The following is a 17773-nucleotide window of genomic DNA, read 5'->3' on the forward strand; positions in this document are numbered from 1 at the left end:
CGAACGGACGGAAGGACGGACGGACGTACCGAACCGACTCAGGCGCTACGACGTCACCGTGAAGTTCCGCAGGATCGCGCCCGTCAGCTCCGGGTCCCCCTCCGCCTTCACCCTGTCCGCCACGGCCTCCGGCGTCACCCGGCCGCAGGCCAGGCGTACATAGGTCTCCCAGTCGAGGGTGAGGGTGGCGGCGGGGCCGAGGGCGGGGGCGGTTTCGAGGGTGCCGCGGCCCTGGATGTCGACGCGGATGGTGCGCAGGAACTCGACCGGGCCGTGCACGTCGAAGACGACCGCCGAACTGCGCGGCGCGTCCGCCTTTTCGGCCACGACTGCGGGCAGCTCGGCGAGGAGCACGTCACGGGCGATGTGCGCGCCGGGGGAGTCGAGGTTGCCGGGGCGGCCGAGGGCTGCACGGAGGTCCTGTTCGTGCACCCACACGTTGAACGCATGGGCGCGCATGGACGCTTCGAGGGTGAGCTCGGTGCTGAGGGGGCCGCGGACCTTGGTGCCCGGGTCGCGCGACTCGTTCCGCAGCTGGCGGTTCCGCCGGATGATGACGTACTCCAGCTCGGAGGTCATCTCCGGCGCCGTGTGGTGGCGGCGGACGTCGACCTGCATCTCCATGTAGCGCTGGCTGTCGTTGGTGACGTGGTAGAGGTCGCGCGGCAGTGTGTGGATGGGGCGCGGGTCGCCCAACATCTCGCAGTCCAGTCCGATGACATGGGAGACCACGTCACGGACCGACCAGCCCGGGCACGGCGTCCGCCGGTTCCACTCTCCCTCCACAAGCGGCCCCACCAGCTCGGATATCGCTTCGATCGAATGGGTCCAGGCGTCGGCGTAGGGCTGGAGGGTGGGATGCAGACTCACGGAACGGGACCCCTCGGCGGTCGGTACACGGGCGGTTGGTGGCAGCGTTGCCAGCGGGAGGTGGCTGCACTCGGCGGGTGTCTTGAGACGCTAAGTTACGCTGCTGTGAGGCACCCCGGCAGTGCTTTCGTGTGACGATCGTAGGCCCGTATGGACGGCTCGAATGCCAGGACGGTGGTAGTGTGCGCGCCTCTCTCATCCAGATCGCCGTAGACGAGGGCGAATCGGTCGAATCGCGTCGGCGGCGGGTGGCCTCGCTGGTACGGGAGCAGGCGGGAGCTGATCTCGTCGTCCTCCCCGAGCTGTGGACCACGGGCGCTTTCGCGTACGAGGAGTTCGGCAGCGAGGCCGAGCCGCTCGAGGGGCCGACGTACGAGGCGATGGCGAAGGCCGCGAGCGACGCGGGCGTGTGGCTGCATGCCGGCTCCATTCCCGAACGTACGACATCCGACAGCGGCTCCGCCGCGGGTGCCGGCGCCCTGTACAACACCTCCCTCGTCTTCTCTCCCACCGGTGATCTGGCCGCCTCCTACCGCAAGATCCACCGCTTCGGCTTCGACAAGGGCGAGGCCGTGCTGATGGGCGCGGGGCGGGAACTGGTGACGGTCCCTCTGCCCGACACCACCCTCGGTGTGGCCACCTGCTACGACCTCCGATTCCCCGAACTCTTCCGCGGTCTCGTCGACGCCGGTGCAGAGACCCTGGTCATTCCGGCGGGCTGGCCGGAGCGCCGCCGGGCGCACTGGACGCTGCTGGCCCAGGCGCGGGCGGTCGAGAACCAGGCGTTCGTGCTTGCCTGTGGAACAGCCGGGACCCATGCGGGAGTTCCGCAGGCGGGTCACTCGATCGTGGTGGATCCATGGGGCGAGGTGCTGGCGGAGGCGGGCGCGGACGAGGAGATCCTCACCGTGGAGTTCGATCCGGCGAAGGTCGCCACGACGCGTGAGGTGTTCCCGGCGCTGAAGGACCGCGTACTGGGACTGCAGCCACCCCGAAGCTAATCGTCCTCCCGCTCCTTCTCCGCCAGGTGGATCACGCACACCGCCACCGCGATCAGCAGCGCCGGGTCCGCGTCATCGCGGACGACGTCGACGCCGTAGGTCTCCCGGATGTGCAGCCAGCGGCGGGAGATGACGGCGAGCAGTTCGCCGTCGTACTCGACGGCGAACTCGCGGTCGAGGATCTTGCCGCTGACGTCGAGGTCGGTGCCGTCGACCAGGGAGACCCGGTAGTGGTTGCGCAGCAGGGACAGGCGTTTGCGCCTGATGCGGGCGAGGGTGTCGCCGTCCCGTTCGATCACCATCGTGTCGCGCAGCGCGAACATCTTCTGGTGGATGTCGATCAGGACGCGCCCGTGCGTGTCCTTCAGCTCGAAGGTGTCCCGCAGGCGCATGGCCTTGCCGTCGACGAGGAACACCTTGTTGCCGTGCTCGTCCTCGATCCAGTAGTCGTCACCGATGCCGAGGATCCGGTCGCGTACGAGGAATCTCATGCCGTTACCGGTTCCCCGGCGGCCGGTCCGAAACGCCGCCGGTAGGCCGTCGGGCTGAGTCCGGTCTCGCGCCGCACGCGCGCGCGTAGGTTGGCCGCGGTCCCCAGGCCGCTCCTCGCCGCCACCACGTCAAGCCGCTCCTCCCCCCGCTCGATCAGCCGGCAGGCGAGCGCCACCCGCTCCCCCGTCAGCCAGGCCAGCGGAGTCGTGCCGAGCTGCGCCCGGAAGCGCCGGTGGAGCGTGGCGGGGGAGACGGCCGCTCGGGCGGCCAGGTCGGCCACCGTCAGGGACTCCCCCAGCCGTTCCTGCGCCCACGCCAGCAAGGGCCCGAGCGACTCGTCCGGCACCTCGGGCACCGGCCGCTCCACGAACTGCCGCTGCCCGCCGTCCCGGTGGGAGGCGAAGACCAGCCGCCGGGAGACGGCGTTCGCGCGCTCCGCCCCGTGGTCCCGGCGCCAGATGTGCAGCCCGAGGTCGAGCGCCGCGGCGCTGCCCGACGCCGTGAGCAGATCGCCCTCGTCGACGAACAGCACGTCCGGCTCCAGCAGGACCTTGGGGTGCAGCCTGCGGAAGAGATCGGCCCAGCGCCAGTGCGTGGTGGCCCGCCGCCCGTCGAGCAGCCCGGCCTCGGCGAGCGCGAAGCTGCCGGTGCAGAAGCTCAGTACGCGGGCGCCACGCGCGTGCGTGCGGCGGATCGCGTCCAGTACGGCGGCAGCGCGCGGGACGACGTTGTCGGGACGACCCGGAACGACGAGAGTGTCCGCGTCGTCCACGGCGTCCAGGCCCGGCACCCCGGTCAGCGTGAAGAAGCCGTGGTTCATGCGCACCTCGGGGGTGGGCGCGCACAGCGTCACCTCGTACAGCGGCCCGGGCAGGCCGAGTTCCGGCCGCGGCAGCCCGAACAGCTCCGTCGCCACCCCGACCTCGAAGGGGTTCGTGCCTTCGTCGACGATCACGGCGACCTGGTGCGGGTGGTGGCGATGCGGGCGGTACTGAGAGGATCCTTGCGGCATATGCGATTCCTAGCACTCGTACGGCGTACTCGGCACCCCGCACGATGAAGTCATGCCGAACGAACCCATCGCCCTCGCCCAGGCCCTCGCCTCCTTCACCGACCACTGGAGCCCCCGCATCGTCACGACCGTCAACGACTACGACGTACGCGTGGCGAAGGTCGAGGGCGAGCACGTGTGGCACGTCCACGACCACACCGACGAGTTCTTCCTGGTCCTGGACGGCGAGCTGCACATCGCCCTGCGCGAGGCGGACGGCGAACGCACGGTCGTCCTCCCCAAGGGCTCGGTTTTCACCGTCCCGCGCGGCACCGAACACAGGCCCCACGCGCCCGTGCCCGCCCAGATCCTGCTGCTCGAACCCACCGGCACTCTCACGGTCGGCGACCGGCACGACCAGGTGCCCGAGCACGTGGACGCGACGACCGGGCACGCCCTTGCCTGACCGGTCCCCGGAATTCACCGGGCCGTGAGGTGTCCCAGAGGTGAACTTCGCGCGCGTGCAGCGAAGTTGACCAACCAAACGGACGGCCTCCGAGTCGGATCATGCACAGGGCGCACAGCGCCGCACATTCCTCTCGGAGGTCCCACCATGCTCTCTCGTCCCGTCCGCCGCCGGGTGATACGCACCGTCTCGGCGGCGACGCTGGTCCTCGGTACCGCCCTGACCGCCCCGCTCACCCTGGCCGGCACCGCCGGCGCGGCGACTCCGTCGGCCAGTGCCGCGGTCAATGCGAACGACTGGCAGCTCACCTACAAGGCCGCCGCCGGCCAGACCAACAAGGCCACCGTCACCGTGTCGTACACCGCCGACAGGACGGGCTTCACCTACCTGATCGACGACGTCGTCCCGATCACCGCGGGCCACGACTGCACCTACCCCGTGAGCTCGGACCACACGAAGGTCTCCTGCACGGTCACCTCCGTGGACAGCCAGGACCCGTACCCCGGCCTGGTCATGGACCTCGGCGACCTCGACGACACCCTCGCGTACGCCAACAACACCGACCAGATCTACACCTACGCCGAGATCTCCCTGGGCGCCGGCAACGACAGGTCCACCGACTCGGGCCGCCTCGACGGCGCCTATGTCTCGGGCGGTGCGGGCAACGACACCATCACCGTGGGCGCGGAGGGCCTGGCCTGGGGCGGTGACGGCAGCGACACGATCACCGCGAGCGGCGGCGACAACATCGTCCAGGGCGGCGCGGGCAACGACACGCTGCACGGCGGCTCCGGCGCCCAGTACCTGTCCGGCGACGACGGCAACGACACGATCACCGGCGGGACGAACGACGACACCCTGTACGGCGGCAAGGGCAACGATGTCCTGTACGGGAACAGCGGCAACGACAAGCTGTACGGCAACAGCGGGAACGACAAGCTGTACGGCGGCCCGGGCACCGACACCCTCTCCGGCGGCCCCGGCACCGACGTGATCCGCCAGGGCTGAGACCCAGGGCCGAACAGGGCTGAGACCCGGGCCGAAACGGCCTGGTGGCGGGCGCCGGGCCGGTTGTCAGTGGCGGGTGGCACTCTTGATCCATGACCGACTCCACTCCCCGACGCGTCCGCGTCCGCGCTCCCGAACTGGTCGGCAAGGGCGGCTGGCTGAACACGGGCGACCAGCAGTACACCCTCGCCGACCTGCGGGGACGCATCGTCGTGCTCGATTTCTGGACGTTCTGCTGTGTGAACTGTCTGCATGTCCTGGACGAGCTGCGGGAGCTGGAGAGAAAGCACTCGGACACCGTCGTGGTCATCGGCGTGCACTCGCCCAAGTTCGTGCACGAGGCGGAGCACACGGCGGTGGTCGACGCCGTCGAGCGGTACGGGGTGGAGCACCCGGTCCTCGACGACCCGGAGCTCGCCACCTGGAAGCAGTACGCCGTGCGCGCGTGGCCGACGCTCGTCGTGATCGACCCCGAGGGTTACGTCGTCGCCCAGCACGCCGGTGAGGGGCATGTGCACGCGATCGAGCGCCTGGTGACGGAGCTGGAGGCCGAGCACGAGGCGAAGGGGACGCTGCGGCGCGGGGACGGCCCGTATGTGGCTCCGGAGCCGGAGCCGACGACCTTGCGTTTCCCGGGCAAGGCTCTTCTGCTGCCGTCCGGGCACTTCCTGGTCAGCGACACCACCCGGCATCAGCTCGTGGAGCTGGCGGCGGACGGGGAGAGCGTCGTGCGGCGGATCGGGTCCGGTGCGCGCGGGCTCGAGGACGGTTCGGCGGACACGGCCGGCTTCAGCGAGCCGCAGGGGCTGGCCCTGCTCGACGAGGGCTCGGTCGTCGTGGCCGACACCGTGAACCACGCCCTGCGGCGGCTCGACCTAGCAACCGGTGAGGTCACCACCCTGGCGGGCACGGGCAGACAGTGGTGGCAGGGCTCGCCCACCGCCGGGCCCGCCCGCGAGATCGACCTGTCCTCCCCGTGGGACGTGGCACTCTTCGGCGGCAAGGTCTGGATCGCCATGGCGGGCGTTCATCAGCTTTGGGCTTACGACCCCGCGGACAAAACGGTCGCCGTCACCGCCGGCACCACCAACGAGGGGCTCGTCGACGGCCCCGGCGCCGAGGCCTGGTTCGCGCAGCCCTCCGGGCTCGCTGCCACCGCCGACCGGCTCTGGCTCGCCGACTCCGAGACATCCGCCCTGCGCTGGGTCGACCTCGACGGCGTCGTCCGCACCGCCGTAGGGACCGGACTCTTCGACTTCGGCCACCGCGACGGAGCCGCCGAACAGGCCCTGTTCCAGCACCCGTTGGGCGTCACCGCCCTCCCGGACGGCTCGGTGGCCGTCAGCGACACCTACAACCACGCCCTGCGCCGGTACGACCCGGCGACCGGCGAAATCACCACCCTGGCCACGGACTTGCGCGAGCCGAGCGATGCCGTCCTCGTCGGCGAGGACATCGTCGTCGTCGAGTCGGCCCGGCACCGCCTGACCCGGCTGCGCCTGCCGGAAGAGGCCGTGAAGGTGGACTCGGTCGCCCATCGCACCCAGCGCGCCGCCACCGAAGTCGCCCCCGGGAAGCTGCAGTTGGACGTGATCTTCCAGGCCCCGGCCGGTCAGAAGCTCGACACCCGGTACGGCCCCTCGACCCGTCTCCTGGTCTCCTCCACCCCGCCCGAGCTGCTGCTCGCCGGAGAGGGCGCGGACACGGACCTGTCCCGCACGCTGGAGCTCAACTCCGAGATCGAGGAAGGCGTCCTGCACGTATCGGCGATGGCCGCCTCCTGCGACGACGATCCGGCCAACGAGTACCCGGCCTGTCACGTACATCAACAGGACTGGGGAGTCCCGGTCCGCCTCATACAGGCAGGAGTGGACCGACTCCCACTGGTTCTCGCCGGCATGGACCAGCCCACCTGAGGGGCGCGGGGAACTGCGCGACCAGCCCCCACACGCTCACGTCGCAGCGACCCCCGTCACGTCACGTCGACGTAGTCCTCCCGGCCGGAACTCACCAGGTGGGTGCCGGCCGGGTAGAGCAGCACCGCGACCCAAGTGCCGTCCTTCGAGGCCGTGAAACCCTTGCTGAAGGTGCCGTCGGAGTGCGTGTAGGTGTTGCCCATGTCGTACCAGCTGCTGGAGCCCTTGGGGCGGAAGAGGATCTTCACCTTCTGGCCGCCGTAGGCCTTCCAGGCGCCCGAGGTGTAGTGCTGCAGCTTGCCCTTGTAGGTGATCGTGCGGCCCTTGCGGACGGGCTCCGGCGAGGCGTTGCCGTCGATGATGCGGGTCGGCGTGCGCTGGGCGTGGACGACGGAGCTGTAGGACTCCTGGAAGTTGCTGTTGCCCTTGAAGTGTGCCCGGTAGTAGCCCTTGTAGGGCGCGTCGAACGTGCCCTTGAAGGGCATGCCGGTGTCGGTCTCGCCGCCGCTCGGAGTGACCGTCTTCATCGTCTGCCAGCCGGTCCTGCCGTCGGCCGAGTACTGGAGTTCGACCTTGTTGACCGCGTCCGAGGGCAGCTGCCTGCCGGTGATCAGCAGGCCCTTGGCGGTGAGTTCGGAGTATTTGTTCAAGGTCGCCGTGAAGGAGGTGAGGGACGTCTTGTTCGCGACGTAGACGTTGACCGTCTGATACCCGCTGTACTTCAGGTACGTCCCGGTGCGGACCTGCACATCGACCCGTCCGGTCCTCGGCACGGTCATGCTTCCGGTGAAGCGGCCGTCGGCGCCCGTGACGGGCCGTGCGGCGACGCCCGGGCCTCCGTCGCCGTCGTCCCACACCTCGTCGACGACGGCTCCGGCCAGCGGCTTCCATGCCCCGCCGACGTACACCTCGGCCGTGCCGGAGACGGCGGCCGGCTGACCGGCCTTCACATACACGTCGGTGGAGTCCAGGGTCACGCGCGTCTGCGACTGCACGGCCCGGACCTCGACGCTCTCGTTGGCCCTGGACTGGTACCAGGGCTCGGCCGGCCGCAGCCAGGCGTTGACGGTGTCGCTGTACGGGTCGTCCACGGTGTAGACGGCGGTGAAACGGCCGTCGGTGCCGGTCGTGGTCGTCCGGTCGTGGTTGGGGATCTCCAGGTCCACCTCGGTGCCCGCGGCCGGCGTCGTCCCGCCGGTGCGCGGGTCGGTGACCGTGAAGCCGCCGGAGACGGTGACGTCCTGGTGCTCGTAGTCCGGGTTCTGCGGCGTGGCCTGTAGATCCGTCAGATTCGCCTCGAGCTCGTACTGGTACGTGCCCTCGGCCGTGGTGGTGTCCCCGTCGGCGTCGGTGAGGTCGACCTTGACGCGATAGGTGCCGAGGTCGGCCAGGCGCAGCGGGGCGGTGGTGCGCCACGTGTTCGCGAAGCCGGTGCTGGAGTCCGGCGTGAAGTCGCTGACCTCGGTGACCTCCTGGGCGTCGGCGGCGGAGCCCGGCGCGTAGAGGTGCGCGGTGATCGAGGTGAGGGCGGTGTCGGAGGAGGCGGACACCCACACCAGGCCCTCGCCCGGGTGGTCACCGCTGCCGACTCCGTACAGCACCGGCGCCACCGCCGCATGCGCCGCCGGGACCGGGCCGAGCAGCAGGCCGGCCGCGACAGAAGCGCAGGCCAGCACCGACTTTCTTCGCATGTGTAGTCCCCCCACGAGACTGAAGATCGTTCAAGAGTGAGCGAATCCTACGCAGGGGGACCGGCGCCCGGGGAGCTACCCCTCCAGGAACGCCACCAGGGCGTTCGCCAGCAGATACGGGTCGTCCGTGCCGCACAGCTCCCGGGCGCTGTGCATCGACAGGATCGCGACGCCGATGTCGACCGTCTTGATGCCGTGCCGGGCCGCGGTGATCGGCCCGATCGTCGTGCCGCACGGCATGGAGTTGTTGGAGACGAAGGACTGGAAGGGGACGTTCGCCTTCTCGCAGGCGGCGGCGAAGACCGCGCGGCCCGAACCGTCCGTCGCATAGCGGTTGTTGACGTTGACCTTGAGGATCGGGCCGCCGTTGACGCGCGGGTGGTGCGTCGGGTCGTGGCGCTCCGCGTAGTTGGGGTGGACCGCGTGGCCCGTGTCCGAGGACAGGCAGACCGTCCCCGCGAACGCTCTCGCCCGGTCCTCGAAGGAGCCCCCGCGCGCGAACACCGAACGCTCCAGCACACTGCCGAGCAGCGGCCCGTCCGCACCCGTGTCCGACTGCGAGCCGTTCTCCTCGTGGTCGAAGGCGGCCAGTACGGGGATGTAGGGCGGCTTGCCCACGGCCACCGCCGTCAGCGCGGCCACGCCCGCGTGCACGGACAACAGGTTGTCCATGCGCGGTCCGGCGAGCAGCTCCTTGTCGCGGCCCAGGTACGCCGGCGGCTCCACCGAGTGCGTCATCAGGTCCCAGCCGGTGACCTCACCGGTCGGCAGTCCCGCGCTCTCCTCCAGGAAGGCGATCAGGTCGCCGTCCCGCACATCGTTGCCCAGACCCCAAATGGGCGTCAGATGGCGCTGCTTGTCGAGCTTGAGACCCTCCGCCGACACCGAACGGTCCAGATGGATGGCGAGCTGCGGGACGCGCAGCAGCGGCCGGTCCACGTTCACCAGGCGTGTCGAACCGTCCCTCAGGGTCAGCCGGCCGGCCAGGCCCAGGTCCCGGTCGAGCCAGGAGTTGAGCAGCGGCCCGCCGTAGATCTCCACCGCCACCTGGCGCCAGCCGTGCGCCCCGGTGTCGGGCAGCGGCTTCACCCGGAGGTTCGGGGAGTCGGTGTGCGCGCCGACGATGCGGAACGGCGTGTGGGGCGCCGCGCCCTCGGGGACGTACCAGGCCACGATCGCGCCGCCGCGCAGCACATACCTGCCGCCGGTCGTCCCGTCCCAGGCGTCCGTCTCCGCGACCTGCCTGAACCCTGCCTTCTCCAGCCGCTCGGCGGCGCTCGCCACCGCGTGGTACGGCGACGGGCTCGCCGCCAGGAAGGACATGAGGTCGTCGGTGTGGCCGCGGTCGAAGCGGGGGGGTTCGCTCATGGGTTCACCTTAACGACGTACGAGGGCCCACTCCTCGTGATGGGGAGCGGGCCCTCGTGAGGGCGATGTGGAGTTTTGGCTACCCAGAACCAAGGGGCCTGGAACCCGGAACCGGGGCGGCTAGAAGGCCGCCTCGTCCAGCTCCATCAGGTCCAGCTCGACGTTCTCGGCGAGCTTGCGGGCGCCGGTGACGCCCGGCAGGACGTTGGCCGCGAAGAACTTCGCCGCCGCGATCTTGCCCGTGTAGAACGCCTTGTCCTTCGCGGACGCCGTCTCCAGCTTGTCGGCGGCCACCGCCGCGCCCTTGAGCAGCAGGTATCCGACGACCACGTCACCGGAGGCGAGCAGCAGCCGGGAGGTGTTCAGGCCCACCTTGTAGATGTTCTTGACGTCCTGCTCGGTGGCCGCGAGGTCGGTCAGCATCAGGCCGACGATGGCCTCCAGCTCGACGGCGGCCTTCGAGAGGTGCTCGCGGGCGCCGGCCAGCTCCGCGCCGCCCTCGCCGAGCGCCAGGAACTTCTTGATGTCCTCGGCGAGCGAGTTCAGGGCCGCGCCCTGGTTGCGGACGATCTTCCGGAAGAAGTAGTCCTGGCCCTGGATCGCGGTGGTGCCCTCGTACAGGGTGTCGATCTTGGCGTCGCGGATGTACTGCTCGATCGGGTACTCCTGCAGGAAGCCGGAGCCGCCGAAGGTCTGCAGCGACTGCGCGAGCTGCTCGTAGCCCTTCTCGGAGCCGTAGCCCTTGACGATCGGCAGGAGCAGGTCGTTCAGCGCCTCCAGCGCCTTGACGTCCTCGCCCGCGGCCTCCTTGACCTGGATCTCGTCCTGGATGGAGGCCGTGTACAGCACCAGGGCGCGCATGCCCTCCGCGTACGCCTTCTGCGTCATCAGCGAGCGGCGCACGTCCGGGTGGTGCGTGATGGTGACCTTGGGCGCGGACTTGTCCATGAAGTTGGCGAGGTCGGGGCCCTGGACGCGCTCCTTGGCGTACTCCAGCGCGTTCAGGTAGCCCGTCGACAGCGTGGAGATCGCCTTCGTGCCGACCATCATGCGGGCGAACTCGATGATGCGGAACATCTGGCGGATGCCGTCGTGCTTGTCGCCGATCAGCCAGCCCTTGGCGGGGTGCTGGTCACCGAAGGTCATCTCGCAGGTGTTGGAGGCCTTCAGGCCCATCTTGTGCTCGACGTTCGTCGCGTACACGCCGTTGCGCTCGCCCAGCTCGCCGGTCTCGAAGTCGAAGAGGTACTTCGGGACGAGGAAGAGGGACAGGCCCTTGGTGCCGGGGCCGTGGCCCTCGGGGCGGGCGAGGACGTAGTGGAGGATGTTCTCCTCCATGTCGTGCTCACCGGACGTGATGAAGCGCTTCACGCCCTCGATGTGCCAGGAGCCGTCCTCCTGCTGGATCGCCTTGGTACGGCCTGCGCCGACGTCCGAACCCGCGTCGGGCTCGGTGAGCACCATGGTGGAGCCCCAGGTCTTCTCCACGGCGATCTTCGCTATGTGCTTCTGGACATCGTTGCCCTCGTCGAAGAGGATGCCGGCGAACGCCGGGCCGGAGGCGTACATCCACACGGCCGGGTTCGAGCCGAGCAGCAGCTCCGCGTAGGCCCAGATCAGGGAGCGCGGGGAGGTGGTGCCGCCGATCTCCTCGGGCAGGCCCAGGCGCCAGTACTCCGAGTCCATGAAGGCCTTGTAGCTCTTCTTGAAGGACGCCGGGACCGGGGCGGTGTTCGTCTCCGGGTCGAAGACCGGCGGGTTGCGGTCGGCGTCCGCGAAGGACTCCGCAAGCTCGTTCTCCGCGAGGCGGCTCAGCTCCTCGAGGATGCTCTTGGCGGTCTCGGCGTCCATCTCCTCGAACGGGCCGGTGCCGTACAGCTTGTCGCGCCCGAGTACTTCGAAGAGGTTGAACTCGATGTCGCGGAGATTCGACTTGTAGTGCCCCATGGCGACTGCTCCGTTTAGAGAGATCGGCGAGGCACTGGATCCTCGCGCTAGTTCACGTACCAACAAGTAGCTACGATGATGCTACCCGCCGGTAATAAGAAGCAACCCCGAATGGGTCATCTGTGACTCAGTACTCTTGCGCTCATGTACGGCTACGACCAGAACGTGGGTGCGGGTGCTCAGCAGCAGTACGCCCAGCCGCAGCAGGGCCCCGGCGGTTACGGGCAGCAGCCACCGCTGTATCCCGAGCCGTCCCCGCCGTCCCTCGCGGACGCGGTACGGGCCTTCACCACCGGCCAGCTGTCCGCGGAGGACTTCCAGCAGGTCTTCGCGACCTCGAAGGTCTACTGCCCGCGCGGCGACAACCCCGGTTTCCTCGCCCTGCACAACACCCAGCAGCCGGTGATCCCGATGTTCACCTCGCTCAAGGAACTGCGCCGGTACGCGGGCAAGGAGTCCAAGTACTTCGTGATCACGGGCGCCGAGGTCATCGATCTGCTGCCCACCGGCTACGGCTTCGTCCTCGACATGGAGGGCGAGCACCGCATGGTCTTCGACGCGAAGGCCGTGGAGCAGATGGTCGAGTTCGCGATGCGCCGGATGTACGGCTGACACCTGCCTACGAGAGCCCGGAGGGAATGCCCTCCGGGCTTTCTCTGTTACGGGTGGCAGAAAGTTCAATGCTCAACTAAACTGGCCGCACAAGGAGGTACCGACATGCCTGCAGTGACCGTCGAGAACCCGCTGACCCTGCCCCGCGTGGCCGCACCGGCCGACGCCGTGGCGCGTCCCGTGCTCGCTGTCACAACCGCGCCGAGCGGTTTCGAGGGCGAGGGCTTCCCGGTGCGCCGGGCGTTCGCCGGGATCAACTACAAGTACCTCGACCCGTTCATCATGATGGACCAGATGGGCGAGGTGGAGTACGCGCCGGGCGAGCCCAAGGGCACCCCCTGGCACCCGCACCGTGGCTTCGAGACCGTGACGTACATCATCGACGGGATCTTCGACCACCAGGACTCCAACGGCGGTGGCGGCACCATCACCAACGGCGACACCCAGTGGATGACCGCGGGCTCGGGCCTGCTGCACATCGAGGCCCCGCCGGAGTCCCTCGTCATGTCCGGCGGCCTCTTCCACGGCCTGCAGCTGTGGGTGAACCTGCCGGCCAGGGACAAGATGATGGCCCCGCGCTACCAGGACATCCGCGGCGGCAATGTGCAGCTGCTGACGACCCCGGACGGCGGCGCGCTGCTGCGTGTCATCGCCGGTGAGCTCGACGGCCACCAGGGCCCCGGCATCACGCACACGCCGATCACGATGATCCACGCCACGCTGGCGCCGGGTGCGGAGATCACCCTGCCGTGGCGCGAGGACTTCAACGGCCTCGCGTACGTCCTCGCCGGCCGGGGCGCGGTCGGTGCCGAGCGCCGTCCGATCGAGCTGGGCCAGACCGCCGTGTTCGGTGCGGGCTCCGCGCTGACCGTCCGCGCGGACGAGAAGCAGGACTCCCACACGCCGGACCTGGAGGTCGTGCTCCTGGGCGGGCAGCCCATCCGTGAGCCCATGGCCCACTACGGCCCCTTCGTCATGAACACCCGCGAGGAGCTCCAGCAGGCCTTCGAGGACTTCCAGAAGGGACGGCTGGGGACCATTCCCGCCGTGCACGGGATGACCGAGGGCGGGCTCTGAGCCCGGAATGTAAACAGGGGATAAGAGGGGCAGAATAGGAAAAGAGTCCTGAATCGGGACCCTCGCGGGAGGTTCGTCGCGAGGAGGCCGAGATGACGAAGCGAATGTACTGGCCCGCTGCCGCCGGGGTGGGGTCCGGGGTGATGATGCTCACCGGAGTGATCATCCTGAACAGCAACATCCCGGACGACAGCGGTTCGAGGGGCCTGGCGAAGACCCTCACCTTCTACCTCAAGAGCAGCAACCTCGACCTGCTCGAGGCCACCACCCTGCTGCTGCTCGCCTCGTCCATGCTGTTCCTGTTCTTCCTGGGCGCCCTCACCGGCATCGCAGGGAAGCGGTCGCAGCTGGTCCTCGCGGGCGGCATCGCCTTCGCCGTGCTCATGATGGCCGCGGCGCTGATCTCCGGGATCTTCGCGATCTCGGCCAAGTACGACGACACGTTCCTGGTGGTCGCGGGGACGGCGCTGCTGGCCATGCTGCTGATCGACCTGGCCTACGGCGCGTTCATCGGCGCCATGGCCGCGGCGGCCGTCCTGCTGTTCGCGATGTGGCGGGTGTCCCGGACGACCGACGCCCTGCCGCAGTGGCTGGGCTGGCCGGCGCTCGTCATCGCGCTGGGGTCCCTGGCGGGCCCGTTCACCGCCTGGATCACCACATTGCTCATGGGGGTGTGGATCCTGGCGGCGGGCGTGCTGCTGACACTGCGCCCACCGGCCGCAGCGGCGGAGCGGCCGACCACGGCCCCCGCCGAGCCGTCGGTGGCACCGACCGAGCCGCCGAAGGTGCCCTCGGGGCCGCTCACATGAGACGGGAGCCTGGTCACTCAGGTTTGCCTCGCGGTGTCCGCGCCGGTCACGCCGGCCGGCCTGCTTTTCTGCTGGGGGTCCGGGGGCCCGCGGCGAAGCCGCTGATGTCACAGCCCCCGGGAAAATGCAGCCTGACGTTCCGTCACCCGGGCGGCCCGTCCGCGCAGGACAGGCGTGGCCGCCCGTGATCGCCTTGAGCCGTGCAGCTCCTCCCCGACGCCGTCCGCCGCCTGGCCGGCTGGTGCGCCGTCGTCCTGCTGGTTGCCGGGGTCGTCTACGTCGGGGTCCGGCTGTGCTCGGAGTTCCGGACCGCCGTGACACCGGTGCTGCTCGCCCTGCTCGGCACCGCGCTGCTCGGGCCCCTGCACCGGCGGCTCGTCAGGGCGAAGGTCAACCGGTCGATCGCCGCCGGGCTGACGTGTGTTGCGGTGGTCGCCGTCGTCGGCGGGGCCGTGTACATCGTCGTCGCCGCGCTCATCGACACCGGGGACCAGATCGTCGCCTCGCTGAAGGACGCGGCTCAGGGCGTCGCCGACCACTTCGGGGCCGCGGGGACCTCCTTGGACGACCTCGCCACGAACGCGAAGGACCTGCTCACCAAGTTCGGCGGGACGGCCGCGTCCAACGTCATCAGCGGGGTGAGCATCGTCGGCGAGAGCATCGCCATGGCCGTGCTGGCGCTGTTCCTCGTATTCTTCTTCCTGCGGGACTCGCACAAGGCCGCCGACCTGATCCGGGGCCTCGCTCCCGGGGAGAGCGGCGAAACGCTCGAAGCCATGGCCCGGCGGGCCTTCGAGGCCGTCGAGGGGTTCATGCGCGGAACCACCCTCATCGCGCTCATCGACGCCGTCTGCATCACCGTGGGGCTGCTGGTGCTGGATGTGCCCGGTGCCGTCGGGCTCGGCGCGCTCGTCTTCGTCGGCGCCTACGTCCCCTACCTCGGCGCCTTCCTCTCCGGCGCCGTCGCCGTGCTGGTCGCGCTCGCCGACCGGGGGTTCGTGATCGCGCTGTGGGTGCTCGGGGTGGTGCTGGCGGTCCAGGTGCTGGAGGGGCATGTGCTGCAGCCCATGATCCAGAGCCGTACCGTGCAGATGCATCCGGCGGTGGTGATGGTCGCGATCACGGCGGGGGCGTCCGTCGCCGGGGTTCTCGGCATGCTGCTGGCGGTGCCGCTGACCGCGGCCGCCTTCGGGGTCGTACACGAGCTGCGGACGCGCTACCCGGAGCCGGAGGCCGAGCCGTCGGACTCGTAGAGCTCGAACCAGATGCTCTTGCCCTCGCCCTGCGGGTCGACGCCCCATGCGTCCGCGAGCAGCTCGATGAGCATCAACCCGCGCCCGGAGGAGGCCAGTTCACCGGGGCGGCGCTTGTGCGGCAGGGCGTCGCTGTTGTCGGTGACGCCGATACGCATCCGGCGGCCGCCCAGCTCGCCCTGCACCTCGGCCAGCAGCAGGGCGTCGGCGTCGGTGTGCACGAGGACGTTGGTGAGCATCTCGGACACCAGCAGCACCGCCGAGTCGACCTGGTCCGTCGAGGGCCAGTCGTGCAGCAGCTCCCGCAGCTGCTGGCGGGCCACCGCCACCCGCTCCGGCTCGGCCTGGGCGACGGACAGCATGGTGCGGCGCACCGGCGGCGGCACGAACAGCGCTTCGCCGTGACCCTCCCCCGGCCGGGACAGCAGCAGTACGGCTATGTCGTCCTCGCGCCGGTCGGCGAGCGGGCCGGTGGTGTGGTGGGAGGAGGGGCCGTGCACGCCCTGCACCAGGGCGTCGGCCAGCTCCTCCAGGTCGTCGCCCTTGTGGTCCTCCAGGATCGTGCGGATCCGCTGCCAGCCGCTCTCCAGATCGTGGCCGCCGGTCTCGATCAGACCGTCGGTGCAGATCAGCATGGTCTCGCCGGGTTCGAGGGTGATCCGGGTGGTCGGGTAGTCGGCGTCCGGATCGATGCCGAGCGGCAGACCCCCTGCGGTCGGCCGGGCCAGCACCGTCCCGTCCGCCATCCGGATCGCCGGGTCGGGATGCCCGGCGCGGGCGATGTCGAGGGTCCCCGTCGCCGGGTCGGCCTCGACGTACAGACAGGTGGCGAAGCGCAGGTCCAAGGCGCCGTCCTCGTCCGGGGCGCCGTCCGACATGCCGTGCAGGAAGCGGGAGGCGCGGGAGAGCACCGCGTCGGGACGGTGGCCCTCGGAGGCGTATGCGCGCAGGGCGATACGGAGCTGGCCCATCAGGCCGGCCGCCCGCACGTCATGGCCCTGCACGTCACCGATGACCAGGGCGATCCGTCCTCCCCCAGAGGGGGTGCCCCCAGGCAGCGGGATCATGTCGTACCAGTCGCCGCCGACCTGGAGGCCGCCGCCGGTGGGGACGTAGCGGGCGGCGACGCTCATGCCCGGTATCTGCGGGCCGAGGGTCGGCAGCATCGAGCGCTGCAGGCCGTCGGTCAGCGCACGCTCGGTCTCGGCGGTCCCGGCCCGGGACAGCGCCTGGGCGAGCATGCGGGCCACCGTCGTCAGCACGGACCGCTCGTCGGGATTGAACGTGACGGGGTAGGCGAAGGCCGCCATCCAGGCGCCCATCGTGCGACCGGCCACGGTCAGCGGCAGAAACGCCCAGGAACTGCGGCCGAAGGACGAGGCGAGCGGCCAGGTGACCGGGTAGCGGGACTTGTACTGCTGGGGCGTGGAGAGATAGACGGCACGGCCCGTGCGGACCACCTCGGCGGCCGGGTAGTCGGTCTCCAGCGACATATGGGAGAAGGGGCCGTCGCTGGGCTGGTGGCCGTGGTGGCCGATGATGGTCAGCCGGTCGCCCTGCACGCTGAACACGGCCAGCCCGTCCGGCGAGAACCCCGGCATCGACAGGCCCGCCGCGACCCGCAGCACCTCCTCCGTGGACCGCGCCTCGGCCAGCGCCCGGCCCGCGTCCAGCAGGAACGCCTCCCGCGAGCGCCGCCAGTCGCCGGTGACGGCGCTGCGTCCGGCCGGTGTGCCCGGGGTCGGCTCGGTGACCTCCTGGAGCGTGCCGATCAGCTGGAAGGACTTCTTCTCGGGGTCGAACGAGGGCTTGGAGCGGGAGCGGACGACACGGATGATCCGGCCGTGCTCATCCATGATCCGGATCCGCACCTCGGCCAGCGTGCCCTCGGCGACGGCCAGCCCGACGACGGCGATGATCTCGTTCCAGTCGACCGGATGGAGCCGGGCCCGGGCCTTGGCCTCCGTGAGCGTGGTCTGCTCGGCGGGCAGTCCGAGCAGCCGAGCCGCTTCGGCGTCGACCGTGACGAGTTCGGTGGCGGTGTCCCAGTGCCACAGGCCGGTCGCGAGGGCGGCGAGAACCTCCCCCACGGCGGGCAGAGGCTCACCAGTGCGCATTGCCCCACTTTATGGAGAGGTGATCGGGGAGTGCCACCGATTGGCCACTCTTAATGGTGGGGAGCCGATCTTGGGGTGCCCGGTACCCTGGGGGTGTTTCACGTGAAACACCCTGAGTGACACAGACCCCGATCCGCGAAGACTGGATGAACGAC

At 69.9% G+C, this 17773-nt stretch carries 15 protein-coding genes; 8 read left to right on the forward strand and 7 right to left on the reverse strand.

Annotated features, from left to right (window positions below; all coding sequences use genetic code 11):
• Positions 1-45 precede the first annotated feature (45 nt).
• Positions 46-870 (reverse strand): maleylpyruvate isomerase family mycothiol-dependent enzyme, encoded by an 825-nt coding sequence (locus P2Q00_RS39430; protein WP_275779192.1) that lies wholly within the window; start codon positions 868-870, stop codon positions 46-48.
• 182 nt (positions 871-1052) lie between these two features.
• Between P2Q00_RS39430 and P2Q00_RS39435 the strand changes: the two genes are divergently transcribed.
• Positions 1053-1871: a carbon-nitrogen family hydrolase gene (locus tag P2Q00_RS39435; protein WP_275779194.1), complete on the forward strand. Its 819-nt coding sequence runs from the start codon at positions 1053-1055 to the stop codon at positions 1869-1871.
• Here P2Q00_RS39435 and P2Q00_RS39440 read toward each other — a convergent pair.
• On the reverse strand, positions 1868-2362 hold the full coding sequence (locus P2Q00_RS39440; RefSeq protein WP_275779195.1) for an LURP-one-related/scramblase family protein: 495 nt from the start codon (positions 2360-2362) through the stop codon (positions 1868-1870). The two genes, P2Q00_RS39435 and P2Q00_RS39440, sit on opposite strands and share 4 nt — an antisense overlap.
• Positions 2359-3375, reverse strand: coding sequence for a helix-turn-helix domain-containing protein (locus P2Q00_RS39445; RefSeq protein ID WP_275779197.1), 1017 nt, complete (start codon positions 3373-3375; stop codon positions 2359-2361). The genes P2Q00_RS39440 and P2Q00_RS39445 overlap by 4 nt, the downstream gene beginning before the upstream one ends.
• Positions 3376-3427: 52 nt before the next feature.
• Here P2Q00_RS39445 and P2Q00_RS39450 point away from each other — a divergent pair, with 52 nt between their 5' ends.
• The 3 genes from P2Q00_RS39450 (at position 3428) to P2Q00_RS39460 (ending at position 6744) form a co-directional block, all read left to right on the forward strand.
• Positions 3428-3820 (forward strand): cupin domain-containing protein, encoded by a 393-nt coding sequence (locus tag P2Q00_RS39450; RefSeq protein ID WP_275779198.1) that lies wholly within the window; start codon positions 3428-3430, stop codon positions 3818-3820.
• A gap of 147 nt (positions 3821-3967) precedes the next feature.
• Positions 3968-4828, forward strand: a complete 861-nt coding sequence (locus P2Q00_RS39455) for a calcium-binding protein (protein ID WP_275779199.1) — start codon at positions 3968-3970, stop codon at positions 4826-4828.
• A 92-nt stretch (positions 4829-4920) separates the two neighbouring features.
• Complete coding sequence (locus tag P2Q00_RS39460) at positions 4921-6744, forward strand: NHL domain-containing thioredoxin family protein (protein ID WP_275779200.1); 1824 nt, start codon at positions 4921-4923, stop codon at positions 6742-6744.
• 56 nt (positions 6745-6800) lie between these two features.
• Here P2Q00_RS39460 and P2Q00_RS39465 read toward each other — a convergent pair whose 3' ends face one another.
• The 3 genes from P2Q00_RS39465 to P2Q00_RS39475 all read right to left on the reverse strand — a co-directional run bounded on the left by P2Q00_RS39465 (position 6801) and on the right by P2Q00_RS39475 (position 11750).
• A complete protein-coding gene (locus tag P2Q00_RS39465) occupies positions 6801-8435 on the reverse strand; it encodes a hypothetical protein (protein ID WP_275779201.1) in 1635 nt (544 codons plus the stop codon).
• A 75-nt stretch (positions 8436-8510) separates the two neighbouring features.
• Entirely contained in the window at positions 8511-9803 is a 1293-nt protein-coding gene (locus P2Q00_RS39470) for a M18 family aminopeptidase (protein WP_275779202.1), read from the reverse strand.
• 120 nt (positions 9804-9923) lie between these two features.
• Positions 9924-11750, reverse strand: a complete 1827-nt coding sequence (locus P2Q00_RS39475) for an acyl-CoA dehydrogenase (RefSeq protein WP_275779203.1) — start codon at positions 11748-11750, stop codon at positions 9924-9926.
• A gap of 144 nt (positions 11751-11894) precedes the next feature.
• Between P2Q00_RS39475 and P2Q00_RS39480 the strand changes: the two genes are divergently transcribed.
• The 4 genes from P2Q00_RS39480 (at position 11895) to P2Q00_RS39495 (ending at position 15501) form a co-directional block, all read left to right on the forward strand.
• Positions 11895-12362, forward strand: coding sequence for an SseB family protein (locus P2Q00_RS39480; RefSeq protein WP_275779204.1), 468 nt, complete (start codon positions 11895-11897; stop codon positions 12360-12362).
• Positions 12363-12467: 105 nt separating this feature from the next.
• Positions 12468-13439, forward strand: coding sequence for a pirin family protein (locus P2Q00_RS39485; protein ID WP_275779205.1), 972 nt, complete (start codon positions 12468-12470; stop codon positions 13437-13439).
• 92 nt (positions 13440-13531) lie between these two features.
• The gene (locus P2Q00_RS39490; RefSeq protein WP_275779206.1) at positions 13532-14248 is read left to right on the forward strand and encodes a hypothetical protein; all 717 of its coding nucleotides are present in this window, start codon (positions 13532-13534) and stop codon (positions 14246-14248) included.
• A gap of 200 nt (positions 14249-14448) precedes the next feature.
• The gene (locus tag P2Q00_RS39495) at positions 14449-15501 is read left to right on the forward strand and encodes an AI-2E family transporter (protein ID WP_275779207.1); all 1053 of its coding nucleotides are present in this window, start codon (positions 14449-14451) and stop codon (positions 15499-15501) included.
• Here the strand turns inward: P2Q00_RS39495 and P2Q00_RS39500 are convergent.
• Complete coding sequence (locus P2Q00_RS39500; protein ID WP_275779208.1) at positions 15465-17618, reverse strand: SpoIIE family protein phosphatase; 2154 nt, start codon at positions 17616-17618, stop codon at positions 15465-15467. The two genes, P2Q00_RS39495 and P2Q00_RS39500, sit on opposite strands and share 37 nt — an antisense overlap.
• Positions 17619-17773: the final 155 nt, after the last annotated feature.

This window comes from Streptomyces coacervatus (assembly GCF_029223485.1).
Taxonomy (GTDB): Bacteria; Actinomycetota; Actinomycetes; order Streptomycetales; family Streptomycetaceae; genus Streptomyces; species Streptomyces coacervatus.

What these genes read in the sequence shown, in the direction of transcription:
- P2Q00_RS39440 (WP_275779195.1), bottom strand. Translation starts at nt 2,362, where the DNA reads ATGAGATTCCTCGTACGCGACCGGATCCTCGGCATCGGTGACGACTAC.
- P2Q00_RS39445 (WP_275779197.1), bottom strand. Translation starts at nt 3,375, where the DNA reads ATGCCGCAAGGATCCTCTCAGTACCGCCCGCATCGCCACCACCCGCAC.
- P2Q00_RS39450 (WP_275779198.1), top strand. Translation starts at nt 3,428, where the DNA reads ATGCCGAACGAACCCATCGCCCTCGCCCAGGCCCTCGCCTCCTTCACC.
- P2Q00_RS39455 (WP_275779199.1), top strand. Translation starts at nt 3,968, where the DNA reads ATGCTCTCTCGTCCCGTCCGCCGCCGGGTGATACGCACCGTCTCGGCG.
- P2Q00_RS39460 (WP_275779200.1), top strand. Translation starts at nt 4,921, where the DNA reads ATGACCGACTCCACTCCCCGACGCGTCCGCGTCCGCGCTCCCGAACTG.
- P2Q00_RS39465 (WP_275779201.1), bottom strand. Translation starts at nt 8,435, where the DNA reads ATGCGAAGAAAGTCGGTGCTGGCCTGCGCTTCTGTCGCGGCCGGCCTG.
- P2Q00_RS39470 (WP_275779202.1), bottom strand. Translation starts at nt 9,803, where the DNA reads ATGAGCGAACCCCCCCGCTTCGACCGCGGCCACACCGACGACCTCATG.
- P2Q00_RS39475 (WP_275779203.1), bottom strand. Translation starts at nt 11,750, where the DNA reads ATGGGGCACTACAAGTCGAATCTCCGCGACATCGAGTTCAACCTCTTC.
- P2Q00_RS39480 (WP_275779204.1), top strand. Translation starts at nt 11,895, where the DNA reads ATGTACGGCTACGACCAGAACGTGGGTGCGGGTGCTCAGCAGCAGTAC.
- P2Q00_RS39485 (WP_275779205.1), top strand. Translation starts at nt 12,468, where the DNA reads ATGCCTGCAGTGACCGTCGAGAACCCGCTGACCCTGCCCCGCGTGGCC.
- P2Q00_RS39490 (WP_275779206.1), top strand. Translation starts at nt 13,532, where the DNA reads ATGACGAAGCGAATGTACTGGCCCGCTGCCGCCGGGGTGGGGTCCGGG.
- P2Q00_RS39500 (WP_275779208.1), bottom strand. Translation starts at nt 17,618, where the DNA reads ATGCGCACTGGTGAGCCTCTGCCCGCCGTGGGGGAGGTTCTCGCCGCC.